This window comes from Pseudomonas sp. Tul2A7, from assembly GCF_054790505.1.
Genome location: NZ_CP186499.1, coordinates 1,386,685 through 1,410,922, shown reverse-complemented (window position 1 = coordinate 1,410,922; position 24,238 = coordinate 1,386,685). Strand labels below are relative to the sequence as shown.

At 60.3% G+C, this 24,238-nt stretch carries 25 protein-coding genes; 9 read left to right on the top strand and 16 right to left on the bottom strand.

The window, feature by feature from the left end:
- Positions 1-225: 225 nt before the first annotated feature.
- Positions 226-759 carry a ferritin-like domain-containing protein gene (locus tag ACOYXJ_RS06415; protein ID WP_460368539.1) on the bottom strand — a complete coding sequence of 178 codons (534 nt, stop codon included), beginning with the start codon at positions 757-759 and terminating at the stop codon, positions 226-228.
- 90 nt (positions 760-849) lie between these two features.
- The gene (locus tag ACOYXJ_RS06410) at positions 850-1,767 is read right to left on the bottom strand and encodes a LysR substrate-binding domain-containing protein (RefSeq protein ID WP_460368537.1); all 918 of its coding nucleotides are present in this window, start codon (positions 1,765-1,767) and stop codon (positions 850-852) included.
- A gap of 120 nt (positions 1,768-1,887) precedes the next feature.
- On the opposite strand from ACOYXJ_RS06410, the gene ACOYXJ_RS06405 reads away from it, so the two are divergent.
- The 3 genes from ACOYXJ_RS06405 to ACOYXJ_RS06395 all read left to right on the top strand — a co-directional run bounded on the left by ACOYXJ_RS06405 (position 1,888) and on the right by ACOYXJ_RS06395 (position 3,802).
- On the top strand, positions 1,888-2,526 hold the full coding sequence (locus ACOYXJ_RS06405; protein WP_460368535.1) for an FMN-dependent NADH-azoreductase: 639 nt from the start codon (positions 1,888-1,890) through the stop codon (positions 2,524-2,526).
- Positions 2,527-2,832 (top strand): DMT family transporter, encoded by a 306-nt coding sequence (locus tag ACOYXJ_RS06400; RefSeq protein ID WP_460368533.1) that lies wholly within the window; start codon positions 2,527-2,529, stop codon positions 2,830-2,832. It begins immediately after the preceding gene.
- Between the two features lie 91 nt (positions 2,833-2,923).
- Positions 2,924-3,802, top strand: coding sequence for an alpha/beta fold hydrolase (locus ACOYXJ_RS06395; protein WP_460368530.1), 879 nt, complete (start codon positions 2,924-2,926; stop codon positions 3,800-3,802).
- A gap of 114 nt (positions 3,803-3,916) precedes the next feature.
- On the opposite strand, the gene ACOYXJ_RS06390 is transcribed toward ACOYXJ_RS06395, so the two are convergent.
- Positions 3,917-4,804, bottom strand: a complete 888-nt coding sequence (locus tag ACOYXJ_RS06390; RefSeq protein ID WP_460368528.1) for a DMT family transporter — start codon at positions 4,802-4,804, stop codon at positions 3,917-3,919.
- A gap of 96 nt (positions 4,805-4,900) precedes the next feature.
- Between ACOYXJ_RS06390 and ACOYXJ_RS06385 the strand changes: the two genes are divergently transcribed.
- The 3 genes from ACOYXJ_RS06385 (at position 4,901) to ACOYXJ_RS06375 (ending at position 7,408) form a co-directional block, all read left to right on the top strand.
- Complete coding sequence (locus ACOYXJ_RS06385; protein ID WP_460368526.1) at positions 4,901-5,695, top strand: AraC family transcriptional regulator; 795 nt, start codon at positions 4,901-4,903, stop codon at positions 5,693-5,695.
- A 63-nt stretch (positions 5,696-5,758) separates the two neighbouring features.
- A complete protein-coding gene (locus ACOYXJ_RS06380) occupies positions 5,759-6,064 on the top strand; it encodes a PsiF family protein (protein WP_038360460.1) in 306 nt (101 codons plus the stop codon).
- 330 nt (positions 6,065-6,394) lie between these two features.
- Positions 6,395-7,408, top strand: coding sequence for an AI-2E family transporter (locus ACOYXJ_RS06375; RefSeq protein WP_064388695.1), 1,014 nt, complete (start codon positions 6,395-6,397; stop codon positions 7,406-7,408).
- A gap of 135 nt (positions 7,409-7,543) precedes the next feature.
- Here the strand turns inward: ACOYXJ_RS06375 and ACOYXJ_RS06370 are convergent, their stop codons facing one another.
- Positions 7,544-8,818, bottom strand: a complete 1,275-nt coding sequence (locus tag ACOYXJ_RS06370) for an Hsp70 family protein (protein ID WP_460368523.1) — start codon at positions 8,816-8,818, stop codon at positions 7,544-7,546.
- A gap of 292 nt (positions 8,819-9,110) precedes the next feature.
- Here ACOYXJ_RS06370 and ACOYXJ_RS06365 point away from each other — a divergent pair, with 292 nt between their 5' ends.
- Together ACOYXJ_RS06365 and ACOYXJ_RS06360 are read left to right on the top strand one after the other, a co-directional pair.
- Entirely contained in the window at positions 9,111-10,061 is a 951-nt protein-coding gene (locus tag ACOYXJ_RS06365) for a DnaJ C-terminal domain-containing protein (protein WP_116031808.1), read from the top strand.
- 23 nt (positions 10,062-10,084) lie between these two features.
- Positions 10,085-10,390, top strand: coding sequence for a chaperone modulator CbpM (locus ACOYXJ_RS06360; RefSeq protein ID WP_102899419.1), 306 nt, complete (start codon positions 10,085-10,087; stop codon positions 10,388-10,390).
- A gap of 112 nt (positions 10,391-10,502) precedes the next feature.
- Here ACOYXJ_RS06360 and ACOYXJ_RS06355 read toward each other — a convergent pair whose 3' ends face one another.
- Positions 10,503-11,630, bottom strand: a complete 1,128-nt coding sequence (locus ACOYXJ_RS06355; protein WP_460368520.1) for a sensor histidine kinase — start codon at positions 11,628-11,630, stop codon at positions 10,503-10,505.
- A 325-nt stretch (positions 11,631-11,955) separates the two neighbouring features.
- On the opposite strand from ACOYXJ_RS06355, the gene ACOYXJ_RS06350 reads away from it, so the two are divergent.
- Complete coding sequence (locus ACOYXJ_RS06350; protein ID WP_460368518.1) at positions 11,956-13,377, top strand: hypothetical protein; 1,422 nt, start codon at positions 11,956-11,958, stop codon at positions 13,375-13,377.
- Positions 13,378-13,460: 83 nt separating this feature from the next.
- Here the strand turns inward: ACOYXJ_RS06350 and ureC are convergent, their stop codons facing one another.
- The 11 genes from ureC to urtA form a co-directional block, all read right to left on the bottom strand.
- Complete coding sequence (gene ureC / locus ACOYXJ_RS06345) at positions 13,461-15,161, bottom strand: urease subunit alpha (protein ID WP_150795251.1); 1,701 nt, start codon at positions 15,159-15,161, stop codon at positions 13,461-13,463.
- Between the two features lie 139 nt (positions 15,162-15,300).
- Positions 15,301-15,606: an urease subunit beta gene (locus ACOYXJ_RS06340; protein WP_150795252.1), complete on the bottom strand. Its 306-nt coding sequence runs from the start codon at positions 15,604-15,606 to the stop codon at positions 15,301-15,303.
- Complete coding sequence (locus ACOYXJ_RS06335) at positions 15,606-16,139, bottom strand: GNAT family N-acetyltransferase (RefSeq protein WP_110719598.1); 534 nt, start codon at positions 16,137-16,139, stop codon at positions 15,606-15,608. Before ACOYXJ_RS06335 ends, ACOYXJ_RS06340 begins: the two co-directional genes overlap by 1 nt.
- Before the next feature lie 5 nt (positions 16,140-16,144).
- Complete coding sequence (locus tag ACOYXJ_RS06330; protein WP_435034555.1) at positions 16,145-16,678, bottom strand: GNAT family N-acetyltransferase; 534 nt, start codon at positions 16,676-16,678, stop codon at positions 16,145-16,147.
- A 9-nt stretch (positions 16,679-16,687) separates the two neighbouring features.
- Positions 16,688-16,990, bottom strand: coding sequence for an urease subunit gamma (ureA, locus tag ACOYXJ_RS06325; RefSeq protein ID WP_007915951.1), 303 nt, complete (start codon positions 16,988-16,990; stop codon positions 16,688-16,690).
- A gap of 226 nt (positions 16,991-17,216) precedes the next feature.
- On the bottom strand, positions 17,217-18,056 hold the full coding sequence (locus tag ACOYXJ_RS06320) for an urease accessory protein UreD (RefSeq protein ID WP_460368514.1): 840 nt from the start codon (positions 18,054-18,056) through the stop codon (positions 17,217-17,219).
- A gap of 43 nt (positions 18,057-18,099) precedes the next feature.
- Positions 18,100-18,798 (bottom strand): urea ABC transporter ATP-binding subunit UrtE, encoded by a 699-nt coding sequence (urtE, locus tag ACOYXJ_RS06315; RefSeq protein ID WP_460368512.1) that lies wholly within the window; start codon positions 18,796-18,798, stop codon positions 18,100-18,102.
- 140 nt (positions 18,799-18,938) lie between these two features.
- On the bottom strand, positions 18,939-19,808 hold the full coding sequence (gene urtD, locus ACOYXJ_RS06310) for an urea ABC transporter ATP-binding protein UrtD (RefSeq protein WP_007918913.1): 870 nt from the start codon (positions 19,806-19,808) through the stop codon (positions 18,939-18,941).
- Entirely contained in the window at positions 19,805-20,884 is a 1,080-nt protein-coding gene (gene urtC, locus ACOYXJ_RS06305; RefSeq protein WP_460368510.1) for an urea ABC transporter permease subunit UrtC, read from the bottom strand. Before urtC ends, urtD begins: the two co-directional genes overlap by 4 nt.
- On the bottom strand, positions 20,884-22,386 hold the full coding sequence (gene urtB / locus ACOYXJ_RS06300) for an urea ABC transporter permease subunit UrtB (protein WP_460368508.1): 1,503 nt from the start codon (positions 22,384-22,386) through the stop codon (positions 20,884-20,886). The genes urtC and urtB overlap by 1 nt, the downstream gene beginning before the upstream one ends.
- Positions 22,387-22,866: 480 nt before the next feature.
- Entirely contained in the window at positions 22,867-24,132 is a 1,266-nt protein-coding gene (urtA, locus tag ACOYXJ_RS06295; protein WP_095188277.1) for an urea ABC transporter substrate-binding protein, read from the bottom strand.
- Positions 24,133-24,238: the final 106 nt, after the last annotated feature.

The following is a 24,238-nucleotide window of genomic DNA, read 5'->3' as shown; positions in this document are numbered from 1 at the left end:
CGCTTGTAAAGATGCCATCGCGAGCAGGCTCACTCCTACATGGGAACGCATTCCAAATGTAGGAGTGAGCCTGCTCGCGATAGGGTTTAGAGGTCGTTGCTGATCGTTCCCACGCTCTGCGTGGGAATGCCTCAACGGACGCTCCGCGTTCGGCAATAAAAAGGCACGCGGAGCGTGCCGGGCTGCATTCCCACGCGGAGCGTGGGAACGATCCGTCGTCAGGGATTACAGGTCGTTCAGGATGTCAGCCATGTCATCGGCATGTTCTTCTTCCTGCGCCAGGATATCTTCGAAGATACGCCGCGTAGTCGGGTCTTTATCGCCGATGTACTGGATGATTTCGCGGTAGCTGTCGATGGCGATGCGCTCGGCAACGAGGTCTTCGTAGACCATCTCTTTGAGGGTGTTGCCGGCCACATATTGCGCGTGGGACATTTTCGACAGCATGTCGGGGTTGAACTCAGGCTCGCCGCCCAATTGCACGATGCGCTCGGCCAGACGGTCGGCGTGCTGGGCTTCCTGGGTGGCGTGTTCGAGAAACTCTTCGGCGGCCACATGGGCTTTAACACCATTGGCCATGAAGTAGTGGCGCTTGTAACGCAATACGCAGACCAGTTCGGTGGCCAGCGATTCATTGAGCAAGCGCAGCACCTCTTCACGGTCGGCGCTGTAGCCCTCGGTGACGGCGCCGTTCTCGACGTGTTGGCGCGCACGGTCGCGCAAGGTTTGAACATCTGACAGATGCAGGTCGTCGCTCATTTCGATCTCCTGGAGGCTAATCCGATGGGCGCCACGTTCTGCGGACGCGGTCGCTACCTAAGCTGTGAGTCATGAGCGTTGCAAAAAGTTTTACCCGATTTGCGGCAACCTTGGCGCCAGTCCCGAACGCTGCGCTTCCTCGCGCAACCAGGCAAAAAACGCCCGCACCGGCGGATGCCGCTCGCGCCCCGGCACGCATAACGCGCTGTACCCGGCGCCATCGACTTGAACCTCACCCTTGTACGGCAGCAACAAACCGCTGGTGACGCTCTCCGACACCAGAATATTGCTCGCCAGCACCAGCCCTTGTCCGGCGATTGCTGCTTGCAGGGCGTAGTGCTCCTCATCGTATTCGCGGACTGCCGGTTGCTGGTTCAACCAGTTCTCGCTGGCCTTCGCACACCATGCCTCCCAGCCATGGGCATACAGTTTCGAGTTGTGCCAGCGCACGCTGATCAACGTTGGCGTGCGCCGCGCGGCCAGTGCCACTTGCTCGGGCGAGCCGTACACGCCGAACGACTCATCGAACAGGCACAGGCCATAGAGGTTCGGGTAATCGTCGAGGCTATAACGCAAAACCAGATCGACACTGGCGTCCTGATGCAGATCGATGACTTCGCAGTGGGTATCGAGGCGCACGTTGATATTCGGATGCTGCGCATAAAAACGCCCGAGGCGCGGCACCAGCCACAGCGCCGCGAAGGCGGCGGTGGTCGATAGCGTCAGCGTGCTGGCGTTGCGCTGCGGGCGCAGGGTGTCGACGCTTTGCGCCACCTCCAGTAAGGCACCGTGCAGGCTGCGAAACAGGCGCTCGCCGCCTTCGGTCAGGCGCACTTGGCGTGGCAGGCGCTCGAACAACGCGACGCCGAGCCAGTCTTCCAGCGAACGGATCTGGTGCGATATTGCCGTAGGCGTGACTGACAGCTCTTCGGCGGCAGCCTTGAAGCTCAGCAATCGTGATGCCGATTCAAAGGCGCGCAGGGCGGTCAGCGGTAGCGAGGCGAACATTTAAAACTCCAAGGATGAAATGAATTCATCCCGACTGATTTTTGCTCATTTGAGGCCTGGGCGTGACGCCTGCAATCTGCAGCGACACAGCAATCAAAGTCTAGCCTCAAGGAGTTTCAGATGAGCAAAATTCTTGCGATCCATGCCAGCCCCCGTGGTGACCGTTCCCACTCGCGGCGCTTGGCGGAACATTTTCTCAGTGCCTGGCAGGTGCGTCATCCGCAGGCGCAAGTGACTCGCCGCGAGGTCGGGCGGGCGCTGATTCCGGCGGTTAACGAAGCCTTTGTCGCTGCAGCGTTTTATCCACAGGCTGAAGCACGCCCACTGTCGATGCAGGCCGATCTGGCCCTGAGCGATCAACTGGTCGGCGAGTTGTTCGACCACGACTTGCTGCTGATTTCCACGCCGATGTACAACTTCAGCGTGCCCAGCGGCCTCAAGGCCTGGGTTGATCAGATCGTGCGCCTGGGCCTGACCTTCGATCACACGCTGGACAATGGTGTTGCCCAGTACACGCCGCTATTGCAGGGCAAGAAGGCGCTGATCGTCACCAGTCGCGGCGGTTTCGGTTTTAGTCCGGGTGGTGAGCTGGAAGCGTTGAACCACGCCGATCCATGGTTGCGCACGGCGCTGGGTTTCATCGGCATCAACGACGTCACGGTGGTCGCGGCCGAGGGCGAAGAGTCCGCCGAACGCACCTTTGCGGTGTCGGTGGCCGAGGCCGAGCAGCGTTTGCTCGACCTCGCCCGGGTGTTTTAGGTGGCCTGGCTGTTCCTGCTGATCGCCGCCGGGTTTGAAGTGACCTTCGCCATGGGCATGAAGTACGCCGAAGGTTTCACTCGGCTCTGGCCCTCGCTGATCACCGTGTTCGCAGCGATTGCCGGGATTTATTTTCTGACCCTGGCGATGCGCGAGTTGCCGGTGAGCATCGCCTATCCGGTCTGGACGGCGATTGGCTCACTGGGCACGGTGTTCCTCGGTTTTGCCCTGCTCGGCGAGAGCCTGACGCTGGTCAAAGTGCTGTCAGTCGGGCTGATTGTGGCGGGGGTGGCAGGCCTGAAGTAGGCTGGTCGTTGAGTTGTCATCATCAGGAAGGATGCTTGGCGGGCGTTTTGCACGCCTTGCATCCACTCACCGACCACAAGGATGTTTGCCCATGTCGACGCGTTATCCATTGGTGCTGGTCCCCGGCATGCTCGGGTTTATCCGGCTGGTGCTCTATCCGTACTGGTACGGCATCATCAAAGCATTGCGCCGCAGTGGTGCGACGGTGATCGCGGTGCAGGTGTCGCCGCTCAACTCGACAGAGGTGCGCGGTGAGCAATTGCTGGCACAGATTGATGAGATCTTGCGCGAGACCGGGGCGCAAAAGGTCAACCTGTTCGGCCACAGTCAGGGCTCGCTGACGGCGCGCTATGCGGCGGCGAAACGGCCGGATCTGGTGGCGTCGGTGACATCGGTGGCCGGGCCGAATCATGGCTCGGAGCTGGCTGACTATCTGCAGAAACACTACCCGGCGGACAGCGCCAAGGGCCGCCTGCTGGAAGCGTTGCTGCGTTTTGTCGGCTGGCTGATGGCGCTGCTGGAAACCGGTTACCACGGGCCGAAACTGCCGGTGGATATTCACGCCTCGCACCAATCACTGACCACTGAGGGCGTGGCGCTGTTCAATCAGCGTTATCCACAGGGCTTGCCTGAAACCTGGGGCGGGCACGGGCCGGAAGAGGTCAATGGCGTACGTTATTACTCGTGGTCGGGGACGTTGCAGCCGGGCAAGACCGATCGTGGCGGCAATCTGTTCGATGGGACCAATCGCAGTTGCCGCTTGTTTGCGAAAACCTTCGTGCGTGAGCCGGGGCAGTGCGACGGGATGGTCGGACGGTACAGCTCGCATCTGGGCACGGTGATTGGCGATGACTATCCATTGGATCACTTCGACATTGTTAACCAGTCGCTGGGGCTGGTGGGTAAGGGCGCGGATCCGGTGCGGTTGTTTGTCGAGCATGCAGCGCGGCTGAAGGCTGCCGGGGTTTAGCCCTGAGACCGCGTTAGCGTTCTTCGCGAGCAGGCTCGCTCCCACATTGGAATGCATTCCAACAGAAGGAATGCGGTCACCTGTGGGAGCGAGCCTGCTCGCGAAGAGGCCCTATCAGGCAGCGCTTAATTTGCGGCCCAACACGGTCGTCCAACGCTCGGAAAGAATCACCCCACCCAAGGTCAACAATCCACCAACCAAGTGATACATCGCCAACTGTTCCTTCAACACCACCGCTGCAATCAGCGCGGTAATCAACGGTAGCAGATTGAAAAACAACGTTGTGCGGCTCGGCCCCAGACGCTGCACAGCCTGCATCCACGCCAGCGGCGCGAGCATCGACGCCAGCAGACACGCATACAGCACCAGCGGAATGTTCTGCAGAGTCAGCCCGGTCTTCGGCGAAGCGGCATACAACGGAAACAACACGACAATCGCCACCAGCACCTGCAAATACAGCAACACCAGCGGCGGCAGGCGCAGTTGCCATTTTTTCAGCAGGGTGCTGTAGATCGCATAGGCCAGGGTGGCGATCAACATCATCGCATCGCCCATGTTCACGCCGTGCTGCAGCAACGCGCCGAGGCTGCCGGACGACACCACCACCAGCACGCCGGCAAACGACAACACAGCGCCGACCAGCGCGCCGGCAGTCAGGCGCTGCCCGAGGCTGATGATCGCCATGGCCAACGACATCAACGGCATCAGCGACAGGATGATGCCCATGTTGGTCGCCGTGGTCAGAGTCGCAGCGAAATAGGCGAGGCTTTGATACACCGCCATGCCCAACACGCCGAGGATGAAAATCCTGCCCAGGTTCGGACGGATCTGCGGCCAGTGCGCGATCACCGCTTTGAGCATGAATGGGGTGAACAGCAAGCCGGCGAGCAGCCAGCGGTAGAACCCGATCTCGGCGGGAAAAATTGCCCCGACCGCGAGTTTGTTGATCACGGTATTGCCGGCCCAGATAAAAATCGCCAGCAGCGGAAACGCGTATTGCATGAGTTGAAACCATTACGTTGATGAGGGGCGATTATCCCTTGTCTGGATGCAAGCCTATACTGCGAACCGGACAACCTGCCTCTGGAACCGGACAGCATGAACAGCAAACATATCGATCTGCTGGATTTCAGCGAATTGCCTTCGGCGGTGTACTTCCGCTACGCCGACTTCAACGCCCATGAATACGCCGCGCCGCACCGCCATCCGTGGGGCACGCTGGAATACGCGGCGCACGGCGTGCTGCACATGGACGTCGACGGCAGCCGCTTCATGTCGCCGCCGCAATACGCGGTGTGGGTGCCGCCGCAGGTCGAGCACAGTTTCTACAGCCATCAACCGGTCAACTATCGTGCGGTGTGTCTCGATCCCAAGGTCTGCGCCGAACTGCCGAAGCGCGCCTGTACCCTGGCAATCAGCGACATCCTCAAGGCGATTCTCAAGGACTTCGCCGCCCGCGACGTGAAGATTCCCGAGTTCGATGCCGATCAGCGCCTGGCGCAGGTGCTGGTTGATCAATTGCAACAGGCACCGGTGCACGAGTGTTATCTGCCTTACGCCAGTAGCCCGGGGTTGTTGGCGATCCTCGAAACCTTGCAGGCCGAGCCGGGCAACAATCAGCCGCTGGCGCATTGGGCGCTGCAAGTGCATGTCAGCGAACGCACGCTGGCGCGGCAATTCGTTCGGGAGCTGGGAATGAGTTTTGGCGAGTGGCGCCAGCGTCTGCGTTATCTCGCCGCGATCGAGGCGCTGGAAACAAACCGCAGTGTGCAGGAAATCGCTTTCGATCTCGGTTACAGCAGCGGCTCGGCATTTATCGCCATGTTCGCGCGGCAGGCCGGGTGTACGCCGGAGCAGTATCGCCGTAGCCATCTCGAAGGCAGGAAGGTGTAACAAGATTTGGCTACACTCCAGCAGAGGCCGCCCCCCTCGGTGCGGCGCCAAGGAGAAAACTCCATGAAGATGTTGCGTGTGCCGTTGTTGATGATTGGTTTGCTCCTGTGTTCCCAGGGTTTCGCCGCCACGGCGCAACAGAACAAAATGACCACCTGCAATGCCGATGCGACCGCCAAGAGTCTGAAAGGCGATGAGCGCAAAACCTTTATGAGCACCTGCCTCAAGGCAACGCCAGCGGCCAACGATGCCAAGGCCCTGACTCCGCAGCAGCAGAAAATGAAAACCTGCAACGCCGATGCCGCCACCAAAGCCCTGACCGGTGATGCGCGCAAGACGTTCATGAGTGATTGCCTGAAGAAAAAATAACCTGGTTCTGTGGGGTGACTGGGTCGAGGCGTTCGCTTGAGATTTGCCCTCACCCTAACCCTCTCCCAGAGGGAGAGGGGACAGACCGCGGTGTCTCGAGAAACTCGTCGACCTGAAAAAACCGGTCGATTATGGATTCCATGTCGCTGTCTCAGGTCACTGGCTATCCAGAGCATCCCCCAATCGGTTCCCTCTCCCTTTGGGAGAGGGCTAGGGTGAGGGCTGGATCTCAAGCCGGGCACCAAAAGCTGAAGCACCGCATATTTCTAGTGCTCACCCCGGAACGCTGGCAGACTGCCAATCCTTTTACGCCGTTCGTTTTGAGGCTGTATGCCAACGTTTTCTGAGCGTCATGTAGTGTTCTGGGTCAGTTGCATCATTATTTTCGGCGGTTTGCTGCTGGTGCTGCCGCTGCGCTTGTTGCCCAGTCTGTTGGCCGGTTTGCTGGTGTATGAACTGGTCAACATGCTCACTCCGCAACTGCAACGGCTGATCGAAGGCCGCCGCGCGCGATGGCTGGCGGTGGCGTTGCTGGGGACGTTGGTCGTCAGCGTTCTGGCGCTGATCTTCGCCGGCGCGATCAGTTTTCTCCTGCACGAAGCAGAAAACCCCGGCGCTTCCCTGGATAAATTCATGGGCGTGGTCGACCGCGCGCGCGGGCAATTGCCACCGTTCATCGACGCCTATCTACCGGCCAGTGCTGCCGAGTTTCGCGTGGCGATTGGCGAGTGGATGAGCAAGCACCTGTCGGACCTGCAACTGGTCGGCAAAGACGCTGCACACATGTTCGTCACGCTGCTGATCGGCATGGTGCTCGGCGCGATCATCGCCTTGCAGCGCATCCCCGACGTCACCAAACGCAAACCGCTGGCCGCCGCGCTGTTCGACCGTTTGCACCTGCTGGTGCAGGCGTTCCGCAACATCGTGTTCGCGCAGATCAAGATTTCCCTGCTCAACACCTTCTTCACCGGGATCTTCCTCGCGGTGATCCTGCCGATGTTCGGCATCAAACTGCCGCTGACCAAGACTCTGATCGTGCTGACCTTCCTGCTCGGCCTGCTGCCGGTGATCGGCAATCTGATGTCGAACACGCTGATCACCATCGTCGGCCTGTCACTGTCGATCTGGGTGGCGATTGCCGCGCTGGGTTATCTGATCTTTATCCACAAGCTCGAGTACTTCCTCAACGCGCGGATTGTCGGCGGGCAGATCAGTGCCAAGTCGTGGGAGTTGCTGCTGGCGATGCTGGTGTTCGAGGCCGCATTCGGCTTGCCGGGGGTGGTGGCGGGGCCGATTTATTATGCGTATCTGAAGAGTGAGTTGAAGCTGGGCGGGATGGTTTGATCCAAGCTTTGTAGCGACTGAACGGACCCCTTCGCGAGCAGGCTCGCTCCCACATTTTGAGCGCATTCCTTCAGTTGAAATGCAATCCAGTGTGGGAGCGAGCCTGCTCGCGAAAGGCGCGACGCCGATTTCAGATCAGTTCATGGCGCCATAGCGTTTCATCGCTTCAATCGCCAAACCGCTACCAATGCTGCCAAAGATATTCCCTTCGACATGCCGCGCATTCGGCAGCATCGCCGACACGCTGTTGCGCAGCGCCGGAATCCCGCTCGAACCGCCGGTGAAGAACACCGTGTCGACCTGATCCACCGCCACACCGGCATCGTTCAACAGCTGCGTAACACTGCCGCGCACCCGCTCAAGCAGCGCATCAATCGCCGATTCAAACAGCGCTCGGGTCAGCTCAACACTCAAACCGGCTTCGATCCGGTCCAGCGGCACATGGCGGCTGTCGGTATGGGTCAGCTGAATCTTGGTTTCTTCGACTTCCATCGCCAGCCAGTGCCCGGCGCGCTGTTCGATCAGCTTGAACAGGCGATCGATGCCACCGGTGTCTTCGATGTCGTAGCGCATGCTGCCCAGCGCCAGGCTGGATTTCTGCGAGTACACCGAGTTGATGGTGTGCCAGGTCGCCAGGTTCATGTGGTGGCTGGTCGGCATGTAGGCGCCGCTCTTCATCCGGCTGCCGTAGCCGAACAGCGGCATCAGGCCTTGCAGGCTCAACTGTTTGTCGAAGTCGGTCCCGCCGATGTGCACGCCGCCGGTGGCGAGGATGTCATCGTGACGGTTATCGAAACCGCGACGCTCCGGCGACAGCCGCACCAGCGAGAAGTCGGAGGTACCACCGCCGATGTCGACGATCAGTACCAGTTCTTCTTTCTCGATGGTCGACTCGTAGTCGAACGCTGCCGCAATCGGTTCGTACTGGAAGGAGACTTCCTTGAAACCGATCTTCTTGGCTACGTCGACCAAGGTGTCTTCGGCTTCCTGGTCAGCCAGCGGATCGTCATCGACGAAGAACACCGGACGCCCGAGCACCACTTGTTCGAATTCCCGACCGGCGGCGGTTTCCGCACGGCTCTTCAACTGGCCGATGAACAGGCCGAGCAAGTCCTTGAACGGCATTGCCGTGCCGAGCACGCTGGTGTCGTGCTTGATCAGCTTGGAACCGAGCAGGCTTTTCAGCGAGCGCATCAGCCGGCCTTCGTAGCCTTCCAGGTACTCGTGCAGGGCCAGACGACCGTACACCGGGCGGCGTTCCTCGATGTTGAAGAAGACCACCGACGGCAGGGTGATCTTGTCGTCTTCCAGCGCGATCATCGTGTCCATGCCGGGGCGCAGCCAGCCGACGGTGGAGTTGGACGTGCCGAAGTCGATGCCGCAGGCACGGGCTGGAGAGGCGTCTTTCATGTCTTTCGGTTCCGGTCAAAAAAACGGCCGCGCAGTGTATGTCAGTGCGCGCCAGATTCGAAGGCCGGTCATCAGCTATTTCGCGACTAGACTGGGTTGAAAGCGCGGACTTTGCCCCAAACTTGCTGGCATGGGCCGGCAGAACCACCGGCGGTCGCAAGAACCGCCGTCCACTGCCGATAAACTTCTGCTGCGCCACCCGGTCACAACTTTGAGATCGGTCAACCCGGCACGCGCGAATCGGCGCATGCTGGCATCGGCGCGAAATCGATAACGGATGGTGATTCCTTCAATGGACTTCAAAGACTATTACAAGATACTCGGCGTGGAGCCGACAGCAGACGACAAGGCAATCAAGGCTGCCTATCGCAAGCTGGCGCGCAAATACCACCCCGATGTCAGCAAGGAAAAGGACGCCGAGGCCAAGTTCAAAGACGCCTCGGAAGCCTATGAAGCGCTGAAGAGCGCCGACAAACGCGCCGAGTACGACGAGCTGCGCCGTTATGGTCAACATGGTCAGCCGTTCCAGGGGCCACCGGGCTGGCAGAGCCGAGGCGGCTTTGGCGGTGGCGGTGGCGACACCGGTGACTTCTCGGACTTCTTCAGTTCGATCTTCGGCAATCGCGGCCCCGGTTTCGGTGGCGGTGAAGGTCGGCAGCAACGCAGTGCAGGGCGCCGGGGGCAAGACGTGGAAATGGAACTGCCGATCTTCCTTGAGGAGACGCTGGCGAACGAATCGAAGAAAGTCACCTTCCAGGTGCCGCAATACAACGCCAACGGCCAGCACGTCAGCAACACCAGCAAAAGCCTGAACGTGAAGATCCCGGCGGGCGTGACCGACGGCGAGCGCATCCGCCTCAAAGGCCAGGGCGCACCGGGCGTCGGTGGCGGGGCGAATGGCGATCTGTACCTGACCATTCGTTTTGCGCCGCACCCGAAATTCGATGTCGAAGGCGAAAACCTGATCATCACCTTGCCGCTGGCGCCGTGGGAACTGGCGCTGGGCGCCGAGGTGGCGGTGCCGACCCTGACCGGCAAGATCAACCTCAAGGTCCCGGCCGGCAGCCAGAATGGCCAGCGCATGCGCGCCAAAGGTCATGGCCTGAAAAACAAGGCCGGCGAGCGCGGTTATCTGTTCGTGCAACTCAAAGCCGTGATGCCGAAAGCCGCTGACGACGAGGTCAAGGCGCTGTGGCAGGAACTGGCCAAGAAAGCCGCGTTCAATCCGCGAGAGAACTTCTGAATTCGACGACGGAGTAGCCCCTCATGAGCAGCCCCCTGATCGTTCAACTGGACCTGGCAGAATTCTGTGAGGCGGCCGATTTGTCGGACGTCTACGTGATCGAAATCGTCGAACACGGCATCCTCGAACCTCAGGGCGCGCAGCCCCGGGAATGGCGCTTCACCGATTACGAATTGGCCCTGGCCAAACGGGCGGTGAAGTTGCGTCGTGATCTGGAGCTGGAGTGGGAAGGCGTCGCCCTGGCGCTGGATCTGCTGGAAGAAGTGCGTGAATTGCGGGCCGAGAACCGTATGTTGCGCCAGCGCTTGGGGCGGTTGGTAGTCGAGTAGTTTTCGCTGGTCTGGTCCAGCCTCTTCGCGAGCAGGCTCGCTCCCACAGTTGATCGCGGTCTTCTGTGGGAGCGAGCCTGCTCGCGAGGAACGATAAAGCGGTCTTGCGACCTCAAGGTTTTCTGGGCAACACCACGCTGAACAGCGTGCCGTCAGTCTCGTTCGAGCTGACTTCGATTGTCCCGCCGTGGGCGATGACCACTTCCCTGACGATAAACAATCCCAGACCCAGGCTGGTCGAGGGTTGACCCAGTTTTTCATTGGCACTGCGCACCAGTGGGTCGAAGATCGTGCCGATGACCTCTTCGGGAATCGGTGTGCCGTCGTTATGTACGGTCAGGTGCACGGTATCGCCGTCGCCAATGAGGGTGAGCGTCACGTCGCGCTTGTTCGAGCCATGTTGCAACGCATTGCCGATCAGGTTTTGCAGCAGCTGATCGAGTCGCCCGCCATCCCAGGTGCCGCGCGTGTCGCCGCTGACATTGAGCGTTGGATCGCACTCCGGATTGCCCGCGCAGGCCTCGGCAATCGCCGCCCGCACCGCGTCGGCCAAGTCCATCGGCACCGGCTCGATCGGCAAGCTCTTGCCCAGCCGACTGCGAACCAGTTCTAGCAAATCGCTGACCATGGCTGCCATGTGACGCGCACCACGCTTGATATTGAGGGCACAGGACAAGGCATCGCCTTCAAGACGGGTTTTGCGCAGCAGCAATTCGGTGGACATGCTCACCGCTTGCAGCGGCGCGCGCAGGTCATGGCCAAGGATGGCCAGGAAAATGTCGCGTGAATGGTTGACCTGCTCGGCGTAGGCGGCGGTCGATTCGGCCAGGGCTTCGTCGATAGCTTCGTTGAAGCGGATCATGTCCTGGAAGTACGCCGAGTCCGGTGACTCCAGACTCTCGACCCAGCGGCGGATCACGCAGGCGCGCAAGTGACGGAACTCGCTGGTCATCTGCACCAGATCGAAACCGACAGTGTGACGCAACTCACCGTGGCTGGCGCCGGCCTCGTCCAGGCTCGGAGTTTTGTCCAGGCCTTCACCCTTGGCTTTGGCCGCCTGCTCTTTTACCGTCTGCGGCTTTTCCATATCGCGGGCAGCGGCCAGGAGGATCGCGCTGGCGTGATCGCGCAAAGCCTTGCTGTCCAGGTGTTCAGCGGCGGGGGTGATGGTGCTGGCGAACTCCTCCCATTCATCGACGATACGGTCCACGTTTTGCCTGATGAATAGGGGTAGGCGCATGGCCGGTTCCTTTCTGGATTGTTTCGGGATATTAGCGCCTTTGTTCGCCAGTAAATACTACCGTTGAGTGAGGTGTTTGCAAGGCTGGGTGGAGGCGTTGTTCTATCGGTTTTCCTGCTTTTGAAACCCATGTTTGAGGCGGTCTGGCGCATCGTTATCAACAGTATTTTGAGTTTTAACTTTCCGCTTCAAGTGAATAGTCTGCGTGGACCTGATAGGGACAAAAGGAACTGTACCTGTCAGATGCCGGTAAAAAGTTACCGGTATCCAATTTCAAAGTCATAACAGGGGCCAAAGAGCCTATAACCCTTCAAGGATGAAGAACATGCCATTGAAACCGCCTTCCAAAGGCTCCGTCGGCGCTAATGCGAATCCTCGTCCGACCCTCGCGTCCGATGGGCAAACACCGTCCCCCGAAGCCCCGCCACGAGTCGACTTCGGATTCTCTGCCTCGCTGCCGCGATCACCCGGTGCGCCGGGCAGGGCAGCGCTGCACATCGACACGCAGGCATCGTCGCCTGCGCCCGCTGTTTCGGTGCACGAACTCTCATCGTCCCTGAGCATGCCTGCCCTGCCGGAACAACGGCCGCTCACGCATTATCTGAGCAGCGTGTCGATCAGGCATTTACCGCCTGCCGACAGTCAGGGGCTGCGCACATTCAAGGGGCGTCGTTACGCCGAGGTGCCTGAAGGCGCAGTGCATGTCGGGGAGGATCCTCAAACAGGCCAATGGCGGGCCAAACTGCTGAGCGAACGCGAGCCCACGGGCCCCGCACTCGTGTGGGATCCGGACAAGCATCTCTGGCATCTGCTGGATGAGTCCGGGTTGCCCGTCCTGCGCTCCACCCGTCGAAAGAGTTCGCGCGAGACGGACTCGTCCGACGATGAGTTCGAGCTGGCCATGGAGTCATTGCCGGACAGGTCACAAGCGGTGGATGACGTGTTCGAAATGGCGTCCGAATCCATGCCGTTCGAACCCTATACCGCGCAGGAACTCGCCGTCATGAGGCAGGAGGTCCGCTACACATCGCTGAATAACCAACTGGGTTCCTATAACCGCGCCAACAATGGCAAGTACCCGATGAGGGACAGCCTTGGCAGACCTGTGCGTATTCGTTTTCTCGAGAGCAGGGTGACGCTGGAACCCGAATCGCCACTCAAACCTGCGGAGCACTACACTTCCGAGCAGATAAAGCCCTATATAAAATTCGAGGGTTACGAAGCGGTCGCCAGGCTTTATGAAGAAAAACTGCAACTGCGCCAGTTCACTGAAGCGGATGTGAAAGTACCCGGTGAACGCGCCTTGATCGGTCAGTCGATGGTGGTGGCGAACAGGCGGATCGCCAAGGGCGAAGTCGTGGGTGTGTATGGAGGGACGATCCGCTCGGCAAGGTTCCTGCACCCAACCGAGCAGATTTACACGATGATCATCGGCATGGAGGTGGGCTTGCGGTCAGGGCAACTGGGACCGGGGGCAATCGCCATCGTCGGGGACAACATAATCTCCAGAATGAACACTCACTTTATCTATGACGCCACGGGCAAGCCTGTAAAACAGGCTCTTGATGGCTACAACGTCAAACTGATCGACTTTAACGTCGATGCGCAATTACCGGGACACGATATCAAGGACCTCAAACCCTATCTGCTCAATGTGGCGTTCGCGGTTGAGGACATTCCGGCAGGCACCGAACTGCGATGGAATTACAACTACACCGACGAGCATATGAGAATGCTGTTTCCATAATGCCGATCTGGCCATTCGACGGTGGTCTCAGGGTACGTCGGTCACGAATACGGGCGTTGCACCCGTATTCGTGAATGTGACCGTTAAAACAGGAAATACCGCTGCGCCATCGGCAACGTTTCCGCCGGCTCACACCACAACAGCACGCCATCAGCCTTGACCTGATACGTCTGTGGATCAACATCGATGTCCGGCAGATAGTCGTTGTGGATCAGGTCGGTTTTCTGCACGTCACGGCAACCTTTGACCACGGCGATTTTCTTCTTCAACCCCAACGCTTCCGGTAAACCTGCCTCCTGCGCAGCCTGACTGATGAAGGTCAGACTGGTGGCGTGCAGCGAGCCGCCGTAACTGGCGAACATCGGCCGGTAATGTACCGGTTGCGGCGTTGGGATCGAGGCGTTGGCGTCGCCCATCAGGCTCGCGGCAATCGCGCCGCCCTTGAGAATCAGCGTCGGTTTCACGCCAAAGAAAGCCGGGCGCCACAGGACCAGATCCGCCCACTTGCCGACTTCGATCGAGCCGACTTCATGGCTGATGCCATGGGTGATCGCCGGATTGATCGTGTATTTGGCGATGTAGCGTTTGGCGCGGAAGTTGTCGTTGCCTTCGCCGTCCTGCGGCAGCGGGCCGCGCTGTTTTTTCATCTTGTCGGCGGTCTGCCAGGTGCGCGTGATGACTTCGCCGACGCGGCCCATGGCCTGGCTGTCGGAGCTGATCATCGAGAACGCGCCGAGGTCATGCAGAATGTCTTCGGCGGCAATCGTTTCGCGGCGGATACGGCTCTCGGCGAACGCGACGTCTTCGGCAATGCTCGGGTCGAGGTGGTGGCAGACCATCAGCATGTCGAGGTGTTCGTCGATGGTGTTACGGGTGAACGGCCGGGTCGGGTTGGTCGAGCTCGGCAATACGTTAGGGAAACCGCAAGCCTTGATGATGTCCGGCGCGTGACCACCGCCGGCACCTTCGGTGTGATAGGTGTGAATGGTGCGTCCCTTGAACGCGCCGAGGGTGGTTTCGACGAAACCGGATTCGTTGAGGGTGTCGGTGTGGATCGCCACCTGCACGTCGAACTGATCGGCGACGCTCAGGCAGTTGTCGATGCTCGCCGGCGTGGTGCCCCAGTCCTCGTGCAACTTGAGACCGATGGCGCCGGCCTTGACCTGCTCGATCAACGGCTCCGGCAGGCTGGCGTTGCCTTTGCCGGTTAGGCCGATGTTCATCGGGAAGGCATCAGCCGCCTGGAGCATCCGCGCCAGGTGCCACGGGCCGGAGGTGCAAGTGGTGGCGTTGGTGCCCGTGGCCGGGCCGGTGCCGCCGCCGATCATGGTGGTGACGCCGCTCATCAGCGCCTCTTCAATCTGCTGTGGGCAGATGAAGTGGATGTGGGTGTCGATGCCGCCGGCGGTAAGGATCATGCCTTCGCCGGCGATCACTTCGGTGCCGGCGCCGATGGCGATGGTGACGTCGGGCTGCACGTCGGGGTTGCCGGCTTTGCCGATCGCGGCGATGCGCCCGTCCTTGAGGCCGACGTCGGCTTTGACGATGCCCCAGTGGTCGATGATCAGCGCGTTGGTGATCAACGTGTCGACGACTTCGGCCGCCAGCAATTGGCTTTGGCCCTGGCCGTCGCGGATGACTTTGCCGCCACCGAACTTCACTTCTTCGCCGTAGGTGGTGAAGTCTTGTTCGACTTCGATCCACAGCTCGGTGTCGGCCAGGCGCACCTTGTCGCCGACGGTGGGGCCGAACATGTCGGCGTAGGCTTGACGGGAAATCTTCATTCGTTCGCCTTGAGATTCAATTGGTTTTGAAATCGCTCGCAATACTCGCTTTCGCGAGCAGGCTCGCTCCCACATTTGATCGCGGTCTCATGTGGGAGCGAGCCTGCTCGCGAAGGGGCCAGAGCGGACACCGTGTTACTTAGAGGTCACCCATGATCCGCCCGGCAAACCCGAACACCCGCCGCTTTCCGGCGTAATCCACCAACTCAACCTCGCGGCTCTGCCCCGGTTCAAAGCGCACCGCGGTGCCCGCCGGGATATTCAGGCGCATGCCACGGCTCGCCGCACGATCAAAGGTCAGCGCGTCGTTGGTTTCAAAAAAGTGATAGTGCGAGCCGACCTGAATCGGCCGGTCGCCGCTGTTGGCGACCTTCAGGCTGACGGTGCGGCGGCCGACGTTGAGTTCGATGTCGCCGGGCTGGATCTGGTATTCGCCAGGAATCATCACTGGGCTCCTTGCAGAATCTTGTAATAGAGGGCGGTCGGCCGATAAGTGCCGGTCGGGTCGCAGGCGTAATCAGGAATCTGACCCGCGCGGGTGTAGCCCAGGGCCTTGTAGAAATCTTCGGCAGGGGAGCCAGCCTCGGTGTCGAGGTAAAGCATGCCGCGCTTGTGCTTGGGCGCTTCGAGTTCCAGCGCACTCATCAATTGCTGGCCGAGGCCGCGCCGCCGTGCGTGTTCGCGCACCAGCAGTTTCTGCACCTCGGCGCGGTTGAGGCCGTTGGCCTTCTGGCACAAACCCAACTGCACACTGGCCAGCACCTGTTCGTCCTTGACCACCACCCAGAGCAGCACGCTGCCCTTGTTGACGTTGTCCTGCACCTCATCGAAATAGGCGCGCGCCTGCGCCGCATCGAGGTCGGCCATGAAGCCGACACTGGCGCCGTAACCCACGGCATCGAGCAGCAGATCGATCAGACCCTGACGGTAATGCGCAAAACTTTCAGCATTGACGCGGCGCAGTTGGGCGGCGTTCATCGGTGTCACTCCTTGTTGGCGTCAGGCGGCTCCGCGCCAGGGTTGAGGGTCAGTTGCATGAAGGTCAGGTCGAGCCAGCGACCGAACTTGGTACCGACTTGCGGCATCTGCCCGGTAACGCTGAAACCAGCGCGCTCGTGCAGACGAATCGAGGCGGCATTACCGCTTTCGATGGCGGCAACCATGATGTGTTTGCCGCAAGTCTTCGCCCGTTCGATCAGCACAGTCATCAGTTGCGGGCCGAGGCCGTTGCCGCGCTGGTCGCTGCGCACGTAGACCGAGTGCTCGACGGTGTGACGAAAACCGTCGAACGGCCGCCAGTCACCGAACGAAGCGTAGCCGAGCACGCTGTTGTCGCCGTCGACGATCACCAGAATCGGATAGGCCTGGGCCTGACGGGCGCTGAACCACGCCTGACGGTTGCCGAGGTCGACGGCTTGTTCATTCCAGATCGCCGTGGTGTTGAGTACTGCATCGTTGTAGATGTCGCGGATCGCCGGCAGGTCGGCGTGGACGGCATCGCGAATGGTGTAAGTCATGGCGCGGCCTCAGACGATCGGTTGGTGGACAGTGACCAGTTTGGTGCCGTCGGGGAACGTCGCTTCGACCTGAATCTCCGGGATCATTTCCGGGATGCCTTCCATCACTTGCTCGCGGCTGAGCAGGGTGGTGCCGAAGTGCATCAGCTCGGCCACGGTCTGGCCGTCACGCGCGCCTTCGAGCAGCGCGGCGGAGATGTAGGCCATGGCTTCCGGGTAATTGAGTTTCACGCCGCGGGCCAGACGCCGCTCGGCGACGAGGCCGGCGGTGAAGATCAGCAGCTTGTCTTTTTCGCGTGGGGTCAGGTCCATTGTGGGGTTCCGTCAGGGCAGATTTGTGAGGTTGTTGCGGTGAGCGCGGTGCCAGTTGGAACCACCCCTCACCCTAGCCCTCTCCCGGAGGGAGAGGGGACTGATCGCGGTTGATTGTCAGGGCCGTGTCAGTCAGCAAAATTCGTTGAGATAGCAAAATTTCGTTCATTGAGTTCGGTCAGGCTCCCTCTCCCTCCGGGAGAGGGCGGGGGGTGAGGGTGGGCCTTCAAGTACTCCAGATTCGTGGTGGTCGGGCTTCTCGTCCTAGCAGGGCGGGTCTTAGCAATCGCCATAAATCGATGAGCCAGCCACGAGCCAACAGCGCTTCACTGGCCAGGCATCGGGCGACCAGCAAACCCGGTAACTGGGTCAGATCCCCGCGTACTTGGTGATTCAGCGAGCGGCAGCGCTCCAGCAGCTCGGCTTCGATTTCCCCGGTAACCAACAACGTCGCAAACACCGGATTGCCATCCAGCCCGATCGGCGAATCAAGCAAGCCATCGCCACCGACAATGCGCTGACGCTCATGCCAGAGCAATCGACCGTCGCGACGAATATCCAGATGCGCTTGAAAATGCCCGAGGTCGAAACGCTCGCCACTGGCCGGACGACCCAGCGCCACCACGTCCCAGTAGAACAGCCGGGCGTCGCCCTCCAGGTCAATCGAGGTGGTCAGTTCGGCCTGAGCGGCGCTGTAGACGATGGTCTCCTGCGGCAGCCATTCCAGCGTCGCCCCGGCCGCCACTTTCAAGTCGAGCTGCTGATAAGCCGCCCCACCCGCGCGATACCACTTGGCCGCGCCGGGGCTGGTGATCTGCGCCCAGGCGTCTGGTTCGACGCGCGCGCTGATGTCCAGCCGATCACCGCCGGCAATCCCGCCTGGCGGGTGGACGATGATGTGCTGACAGACTTCAGGGCCTTCGGCGTACAGGTGCTTTTGCACCCGCAGCGGGCCGAGATGGCGGCGCAAAACCGGACGCGTGCAGTCGCCGAAACGGGCGTAGGCGAGTTCCAGCTCGGCGTGCCAGCTCGGGGTAAACAGGGCAGGTGCAACAGTCGAATTCATGGTTTGTAATTATCGTTAGGAAGCTACAGATTAGTTCGTTGTACTAGATCGTTACCAGCCCGCGCACACCTTCGGCCTCCATATTTTCACCGCGCCCCTGCTGGACGATCTCGCCCCGGGACATCACCAGATACTGATCGGCCAGTTCCGCGGCGAAATCGTAGAACTGCTCGACCAGCAGAATCGCCATGTCGCCGCGCGCCGCAAGTTGCTTGATCACCGCGCCGATTTCCTTGATCACCGACGGCTGAATGCCTTCGGTGGGCTCGTCGAGGATCAGCAAACGTGGACGACTGGCCAAAGCGCGGCCAATCGCAAGCTGTTGCTGCTGACCGCCGGAGAGGTCACCGCCGCGACGCTGCTTCATTTGTAGCAGCACCGGGAACAGTTCGTAGATGAAACCTGGTACCTCTTTGGCTTCGCTGCCGGGGAAGCGCGACAAACCCATCAACAGATTTTCTTCCACGGTCAGTCGTCCGAAGATTTCCCGGCCTTGCGGCACGTAAGCAATACCGGCGTGAACGCGCTGGTGCGGCTTGAAGGTGGTGATCGGTTTGCCTTCCCAATTCACCACGCCTTCTTTGGCCGGCAGCAGGCCCATCAGGCATTTGAGCAGGGTGGTTTTGCCGACGCCGTTGCGCCCGAGCAGGCAGGTGACTTCGCCGATTTTCACGTCGAACGAGAGGCCACGGAGGATGTGGCTACCGCCGTAGTACTGGTGCAGCTTGTCGACTTGCAGCATGTCCAAATTCCTTCTGTTGCACACAGAACCCTGTGGGAGCGAGCCTGCTCGCGAATGCGGAGTAACATTCAGCATATTCGTCGCCTGATGCACCGCTTTCGCGAGCAGGCTCGCTCCCACAGGTTTTGTATTCGCAAACCTTAGCGGCCGAGGTAAACCTCGATCACGCGCTCGTTTTCCTGCACTTGCTCAAGCGAGCCTTCGGCCAAAACGCTGCCTTGGTGTAACACCGTCACATGGTCGGCAATCGAGCCGACAAAGCCCATGTCATGCTCGACCACCATCAGCGAATGCTTGCCCGCCAGGCTCTTGAACAATTCAGCAGTGAACTCGGTTTCCGCATCAGTCATGCCCGCAACCGGCTCATCGAGCAGGAGTAATTGCGGGTCCTGCATCAACAACATGCCGATCTCGAGAAACTGCTTCTGCCCGTGGGACAACAACCCGGCCTGACGATTGACCGAGGTGGTCAGGCGAATCGTCTCCAGCACTTCGCTGATCCGGTCTTTCTGCTCGCCACTGAGGCGCGCACGCAAACTGGCCCACACCGACTTGTCGGTCTTCTGCGCCAGCTCCAGGTTTTCAAACACGCTCAGCGCTTCGAACACCGTCGGCTTCTGAAACTTGCGGCCTATACCGGCCTGGGCGATCTGCACTTCGCTCATCTGCGTCAGGTCGAGGGTTTCACCGAACCAGGCCTTACCGTGACTGGGGCGAGTCTTGCCGGTGATCACGTCCATCAGCGTGGTTTTGCCCGCGCCGTTGGGGCCGATGATGCAGCGCAATTCGCCGACGCCGATGTACAGATTGAGATTGTTCAGTGCGCGAAAGCCATCGAAGCTGACGCTGATGTCTTCCAGTGTGAGGATCGTGCCGTGACGGGTGTCGAGGCCCGGACCGACGCGCTGGCCGAGGCCGATCGAATCGCGGCTGGTGCCGGCGTCCTTGTTCGGTTCGACGGGAAAGAAGGCCGGTTCCAACATGAATTCCGCGCTCGCCGTGACTCTCATTGTTCACCTCGTTTCTTCAGCAGACCGATCACGCCTTTGGGCAGGTACAGCGTCACGACGATGAACAGCGCGCCGAGGAAGAACAGCCAGTATTCCGGGAACGCCACGGTGAACCAGCTCTTCATGCCGTTGACCACACCGGCGCCGAGCAGTGGGCCGATCAGCGTGCCGCGACCGCCGAGGGCCACCCACACCGCTGCTTCAATTGAATTGGTCGGCGACATCTCGCTCGGGTTGATGATGCCTACTTGCGGCACATACAACGCCCCGGCCAGACCACACAACACCGCACTCAACACCCACACGAACAACTTGAACCCGCGCGGGTCGTAGCCGCAGAACATCAAGCGGTTTTCCGCATCGCGCAACGCTGTCAACACCCGACCGAACTTGCTCTGCGCCAGGCGCCAGCCGATGAACAGACTGGCCACCAGCAACAACACCGTGGCCAGAAACAACACCGCGCGAGTGCCCGGTTCAGTGATGCCAAAACCGAGGATGGTGCGGAAATTGGTAAAGCCGTTGTTGCCGCCGAAGCCGGTCTCGTTGCGGAAAAACAGGAGCATGCCGGCGAAGGTCAGGGCCTGGGTCATGATCGAGAAATACACGCCTTTGATCCGCGAACGGAAGGCGAAGAAACCGAACACCAGCGCCAGCAAACCCGGGGCCAACACCACCAGACACATCGCCCAGAGGAAGCTGCTGGTACCGGTCCAGTACCAAGGCAATTCGCTCCACGACAGGAAGGTCATGAACGCCGGCAAGCCATCACCGGCGGCCTGACGCATCAGGTACATGCCCATCGCATAACCGCCGAGGGCAAAAAACAGACCGTGGCCCAGCGACAGCAAACCGGCGTAGCCCCAGACCAGATCCAGCGCGAGGGCGACGATGGCGTAGCAGAGGATTTTGCCGATCAGCGTCAGCGTGTACGCCGACACCGACAGGGCATTTTCCGCTGGCAACAACGACAGCAGCGGCAGGGCGATCAGCAGCGCAAGAATCACCGCGCCGACTGCAATCGTGACTTTCGGCCCGGCCTTTTGTGTGGCCGTGACTAACAGAGGCTGGTTCATCAGTCGATCACCCGTCCTTTCAGTGCGAAGAGGCCTTGCGGACGTTTCTGGATAAACAGAATGATCAGCGCGAGGATCAGGATCTTGCCGAGCACCGCACCGATCTGCGGTTCGAGAATCTTGTTGGCGATGCCCAGGCCGAAGGCCGCGAGTACGCTACCGGCCAACTGGCCGACGCCGCCGAGCACCACCACCAGGAACGAGTCGATGATGTAGCTCTGGCCGAGGTCCGGGCCGACGTTACCGATCTGGCTCAGCGCCACACCACCGAGGCCGGCGATGCCCGAGCCGAGGCCGAAGGCGAGCATGTCGACGCGCCCGGTCGGCACGCCGCAGCAGGCGGCCATGTTGCGGTTCTGGGTGACGGCGCGAACGTTGAGGCCCAGACGCGTTTTGTTCAGCAGCAGCCAGGTCAGCACTACCACAAACAAGGCGAACGCAATGATGACGATGCGGTTGTACGGCAACACCAGATTCGGCAGCACTTGAATCCCGCCGGACAGCCACGCCGGGTTGGCGACTTCAACGTTCTGCGCACCGAACAACAAACGTACAAGCTGAATCAGCATCAGGCTGATGCCCCAGGTGGCGAGCAAGGTTTCCAGTGGGCGGCCGTAGAGGTGGCGAATCACCGTGCGTTCCAGCGCCATGCCGATCGCCGCCGTGACAAAAAACGCCACCGGCAGGGCGATCAGCGGATAGAACTCGATGGCCTGCGGTGCGTAGCGCTGGAACATCAGCTGCACCACGTAGGTCGAGTAGGCGCCGAGCATCAGCATCTCGCCGTGGGCCATGTTGATCACGCCGAGCAGGCCGAAGGTGATCGCCAGACCGAGTGCGGCGAGCAGCAGAATCGAACCAAGCGACATGCCGCTGAACGCCTGACCGAGCACTTCGCCGATCAGCAGTTTGCGTTTGACTTGGGCGAGGCTGGTTTCAGCGGCGGTGCGTACGCCGGCATCGCTCTCGACGCCGGGTTCGAGCAGGCCTTCGAGGCGCGTGCGTGCCAGCGGATCACCGGTTTCACCGAGCAGGCGTACTGCGGCGAGGCGCACGGCCGGATCGGTATCGACCAGTTGCAGATTGGCCAGCGCCAGGCTCAGGGCGGCATGGACGCTTTCATCTTTTTCGCCAGCCAGTTGCTGGTCGAGGAATTTCAGCTGCGCGGGTTTCGCGCTTTTCTGCAATTGCTGCGCGGCAGTCAGACGGATTTTGGCGTCGGCGGCGAGCAATTGGTGGCTGGCCATGGCGGTGTCGATCAGACCCCGCAGGCGATTGTTCAGGCGCAGGGTTTTCGGTTGGCCATCGATGGTCAGTTCGCCTTGTTGCAGGGCGTTGATCAGTTCGATACGGGCCGGATCGGGCTGCGCGGCCCAGGTTTCCAGCAGTTTGGCTTGCTGCACAGGATTGGCCGCGACGAAGTCTTCGGCATCGCCGGCATGGGCCAGCATTGGCAGCAACAGGGCGATGGCTATGAGAAAGCGGTGTATGGCAGTGGGCATTAGTGGAGTTTCCTTTCTTGCGGTGGCCGATGGAGCGGTGTCCGGCTGTGAATCCGCCCCTCACCCTAACCCTCTCCCAGAGGGAGAGGGGACTGACCGAGTTGTCAGGTCATCCAGCACCGACCTGACATTCCTGCGTCGAACTCAGGTTCTGAAAGCCATAGAGATCTGCTCCCTTTAGCCCTCTCCCAGAGGGAGAGGGGACTGACCGAGTTGTCAGGTCATCCAGCACCGACCTGACATTCCTGCGTCGAACTCAGGTTCTGAAAGCCATAGAGATCTGCTCCCTTTACCCCTCTCCCAGAGGGAGAGGGGACTGACCGAGTTGTCAGGTCATCCAGCACCGACCTGACATTCCTGCGTCGAACTCAAGTTCTGAAAGCCATAGAGATCTGCTCCCTTTCCCCCTCTACCCCTTGGGGGAGAGGGCTGGGGTGAGGGGGAAAAGATCTCCGCCCCACCACAAAACCCAAGTCAGAATCAGTTGCTCTTCACCGCATAATCCGGCTTCTTGTCGTTGCCCTGAATGAACGGGCTCCACGGTTGCGCGCGAATCGGCCCTTCGGTCTGCCACACCACGTTGAACTGACCATCAGCCTGAATCTCGCCGATCATCACCGGTTTGTGCAGGTGGTGGTTGGTCTTGTCCATGGTCAGCGTGTAGCCCGATGGCGCAGCAAACGTCTGCCCGGCGAGGGCTTCGCGAACTTTGTCGACGTCGGTGGATTTGGCTTTCTCCACTGCCTGCGCCCACATGTGGATGCCGACATAAGTTGCTTCCATCGGGTCGTTGGTCACCGCTTTGTCGGCGCCCGGCAGATTGTGTTTCTTCGCGTAGGCTTTCCAGTCAGCGACGAATTTCTGGTTCTGCGGGTTTTCAACCGACTCGAAGTAGTTCCATGCCGCGAGGTTGCCCACCAGCGGTTTGGTGTCGATGCCGCGCAGTTCTTCTTCGCCGACCGAGAACGCCACAACCGGTACGTCGGTGGCTTTCAGGCCCTGGTTGGCCAGCTCTTTGTAGAACGGCACGTTGGAGTCGCCGTTGACGGTCGAGATGACCGCAGTCTTGCCACCGGCGGAGAATTTTTTGATGTTGGCAACAATGGTCTGATAGTCGCTATGACCGAACGGTGTGTAGACCTCTTCGATGTCCTTGTCGGCCACGCCTTTGGAGTGCAGGAACGAGCGCAGGATCTTGTTGGTGGTGCGCGGGTAGACATAGTCGGTGCCGAGCAGGAAGTAGCGCTTGGCGCTGCCGCCTTCTTCACTCATCAGATATTCAACCGCCGGGATCGCTTGCTGGTTCGGCGCGGCGCCGGTGTAGAAGACGTTCGGCGACATCTCTTCGCCTTCGTATTGCACCGGATAGAACAGCAGGCCGTTGAGTTCTTCGAACACCGGCAGCACCGATTTACGCGATACGGAAGTCCAGCAACCGAACACCACGGCCACCTTGTCTTGCGTCAGCAACTGCCGACCCTTTTCGGCGAACAGCGGCCAGTTCGACGCTGGATCAACGACAACCGGTTCAAGCATCTTGCCGTTCACACCGCCCTTGGCGTTGATCTCGTCGATGGTCATCAGCGCCATGTCTTTGAGCGACGTTTCGGAGATCGCCATGGTGCCGGACAACGAATGCAGAATCCCGACCTTGATGGTCTCGGCGGCCTGGACAGTCCAGGTCATGCCCATCGCGGCAATCGATGCCGTGAGTGTGAAAGCCTTGATCAAACTGCGACGCTTCATTGTGCGATCTCCATGAACGTTTGAAGTTTTTTTGGTTGGCAGATGCGGACGACTGAAGGGTGTTTTGCAAGGGCTGTGCCCGGTCGGGATCGGGCAGGAAAATGTC

What these genes read in the sequence shown, in the direction of transcription:
- ACOYXJ_RS06415 (WP_460368539.1), bottom strand. Translation starts at nt 759, where the DNA reads ATGAGCGACGACCTGCATCTGTCAGATGTTCAAACCTTGCGCGACCGT.
- ACOYXJ_RS06410 (WP_460368537.1), bottom strand. Translation starts at nt 1,767, where the DNA reads ATGTTCGCCTCGCTACCGCTGACCGCCCTGCGCGCCTTTGAATCGGCA.
- ACOYXJ_RS06405 (WP_460368535.1), top strand. Translation starts at nt 1,888, where the DNA reads ATGAGCAAAATTCTTGCGATCCATGCCAGCCCCCGTGGTGACCGTTCC.
- ACOYXJ_RS06395 (WP_460368530.1), top strand. Translation starts at nt 2,924, where the DNA reads ATGTCGACGCGTTATCCATTGGTGCTGGTCCCCGGCATGCTCGGGTTT.
- ACOYXJ_RS06390 (WP_460368528.1), bottom strand. Translation starts at nt 4,804, where the DNA reads ATGCAATACGCGTTTCCGCTGCTGGCGATTTTTATCTGGGCCGGCAAT.
- ACOYXJ_RS06385 (WP_460368526.1), top strand. Translation starts at nt 4,901, where the DNA reads ATGAACAGCAAACATATCGATCTGCTGGATTTCAGCGAATTGCCTTCG.
- ACOYXJ_RS06380 (WP_038360460.1), top strand. Translation starts at nt 5,759, where the DNA reads ATGAAGATGTTGCGTGTGCCGTTGTTGATGATTGGTTTGCTCCTGTGT.
- ACOYXJ_RS06375 (WP_064388695.1), top strand. Translation starts at nt 6,395, where the DNA reads ATGCCAACGTTTTCTGAGCGTCATGTAGTGTTCTGGGTCAGTTGCATC.
- ACOYXJ_RS06370 (WP_460368523.1), bottom strand. Translation starts at nt 8,818, where the DNA reads ATGAAAGACGCCTCTCCAGCCCGTGCCTGCGGCATCGACTTCGGCACG.
- ACOYXJ_RS06365 (WP_116031808.1), top strand. Translation starts at nt 9,111, where the DNA reads ATGGACTTCAAAGACTATTACAAGATACTCGGCGTGGAGCCGACAGCA.
- ACOYXJ_RS06360 (WP_102899419.1), top strand. Translation starts at nt 10,085, where the DNA reads ATGAGCAGCCCCCTGATCGTTCAACTGGACCTGGCAGAATTCTGTGAG.
- ACOYXJ_RS06355 (WP_460368520.1), bottom strand. Translation starts at nt 11,630, where the DNA reads ATGCGCCTACCCCTATTCATCAGGCAAAACGTGGACCGTATCGTCGAT.
- ACOYXJ_RS06350 (WP_460368518.1), top strand. Translation starts at nt 11,956, where the DNA reads ATGCCATTGAAACCGCCTTCCAAAGGCTCCGTCGGCGCTAATGCGAAT.
- ureC (WP_150795251.1), bottom strand. Translation starts at nt 15,161, where the DNA reads ATGAAGATTTCCCGTCAAGCCTACGCCGACATGTTCGGCCCCACCGTC.
- ACOYXJ_RS06340 (WP_150795252.1), bottom strand. Translation starts at nt 15,606, where the DNA reads ATGATTCCTGGCGAATACCAGATCCAGCCCGGCGACATCGAACTCAAC.
- ACOYXJ_RS06335 (WP_110719598.1), bottom strand. Translation starts at nt 16,139, where the DNA reads ATGAACGCCGCCCAACTGCGCCGCGTCAATGCTGAAAGTTTTGCGCAT.
- ACOYXJ_RS06330 (WP_435034555.1), bottom strand. Translation starts at nt 16,678, where the DNA reads ATGACTTACACCATTCGCGATGCCGTCCACGCCGACCTGCCGGCGATC.
- ureA (WP_007915951.1), bottom strand. Translation starts at nt 16,990, where the DNA reads ATGGACCTGACCCCACGCGAAAAAGACAAGCTGCTGATCTTCACCGCC.
- ACOYXJ_RS06320 (WP_460368514.1), bottom strand. Translation starts at nt 18,056, where the DNA reads ATGAATTCGACTGTTGCACCTGCCCTGTTTACCCCGAGCTGGCACGCC.
- urtE (WP_460368512.1), bottom strand. Translation starts at nt 18,798, where the DNA reads ATGCTGCAAGTCGACAAGCTGCACCAGTACTACGGCGGTAGCCACATC.
- urtD (WP_007918913.1), bottom strand. Translation starts at nt 19,808, where the DNA reads ATGAGAGTCACGGCGAGCGCGGAATTCATGTTGGAACCGGCCTTCTTT.
- urtC (WP_460368510.1), bottom strand. Translation starts at nt 20,884, where the DNA reads ATGAACCAGCCTCTGTTAGTCACGGCCACACAAAAGGCCGGGCCGAAA.
- urtB (WP_460368508.1), bottom strand. Translation starts at nt 22,386, where the DNA reads ATGCCCACTGCCATACACCGCTTTCTCATAGCCATCGCCCTGTTGCTG.
- urtA (WP_095188277.1), bottom strand. Translation starts at nt 24,132, where the DNA reads ATGAAGCGTCGCAGTTTGATCAAGGCTTTCACACTCACGGCATCGATT.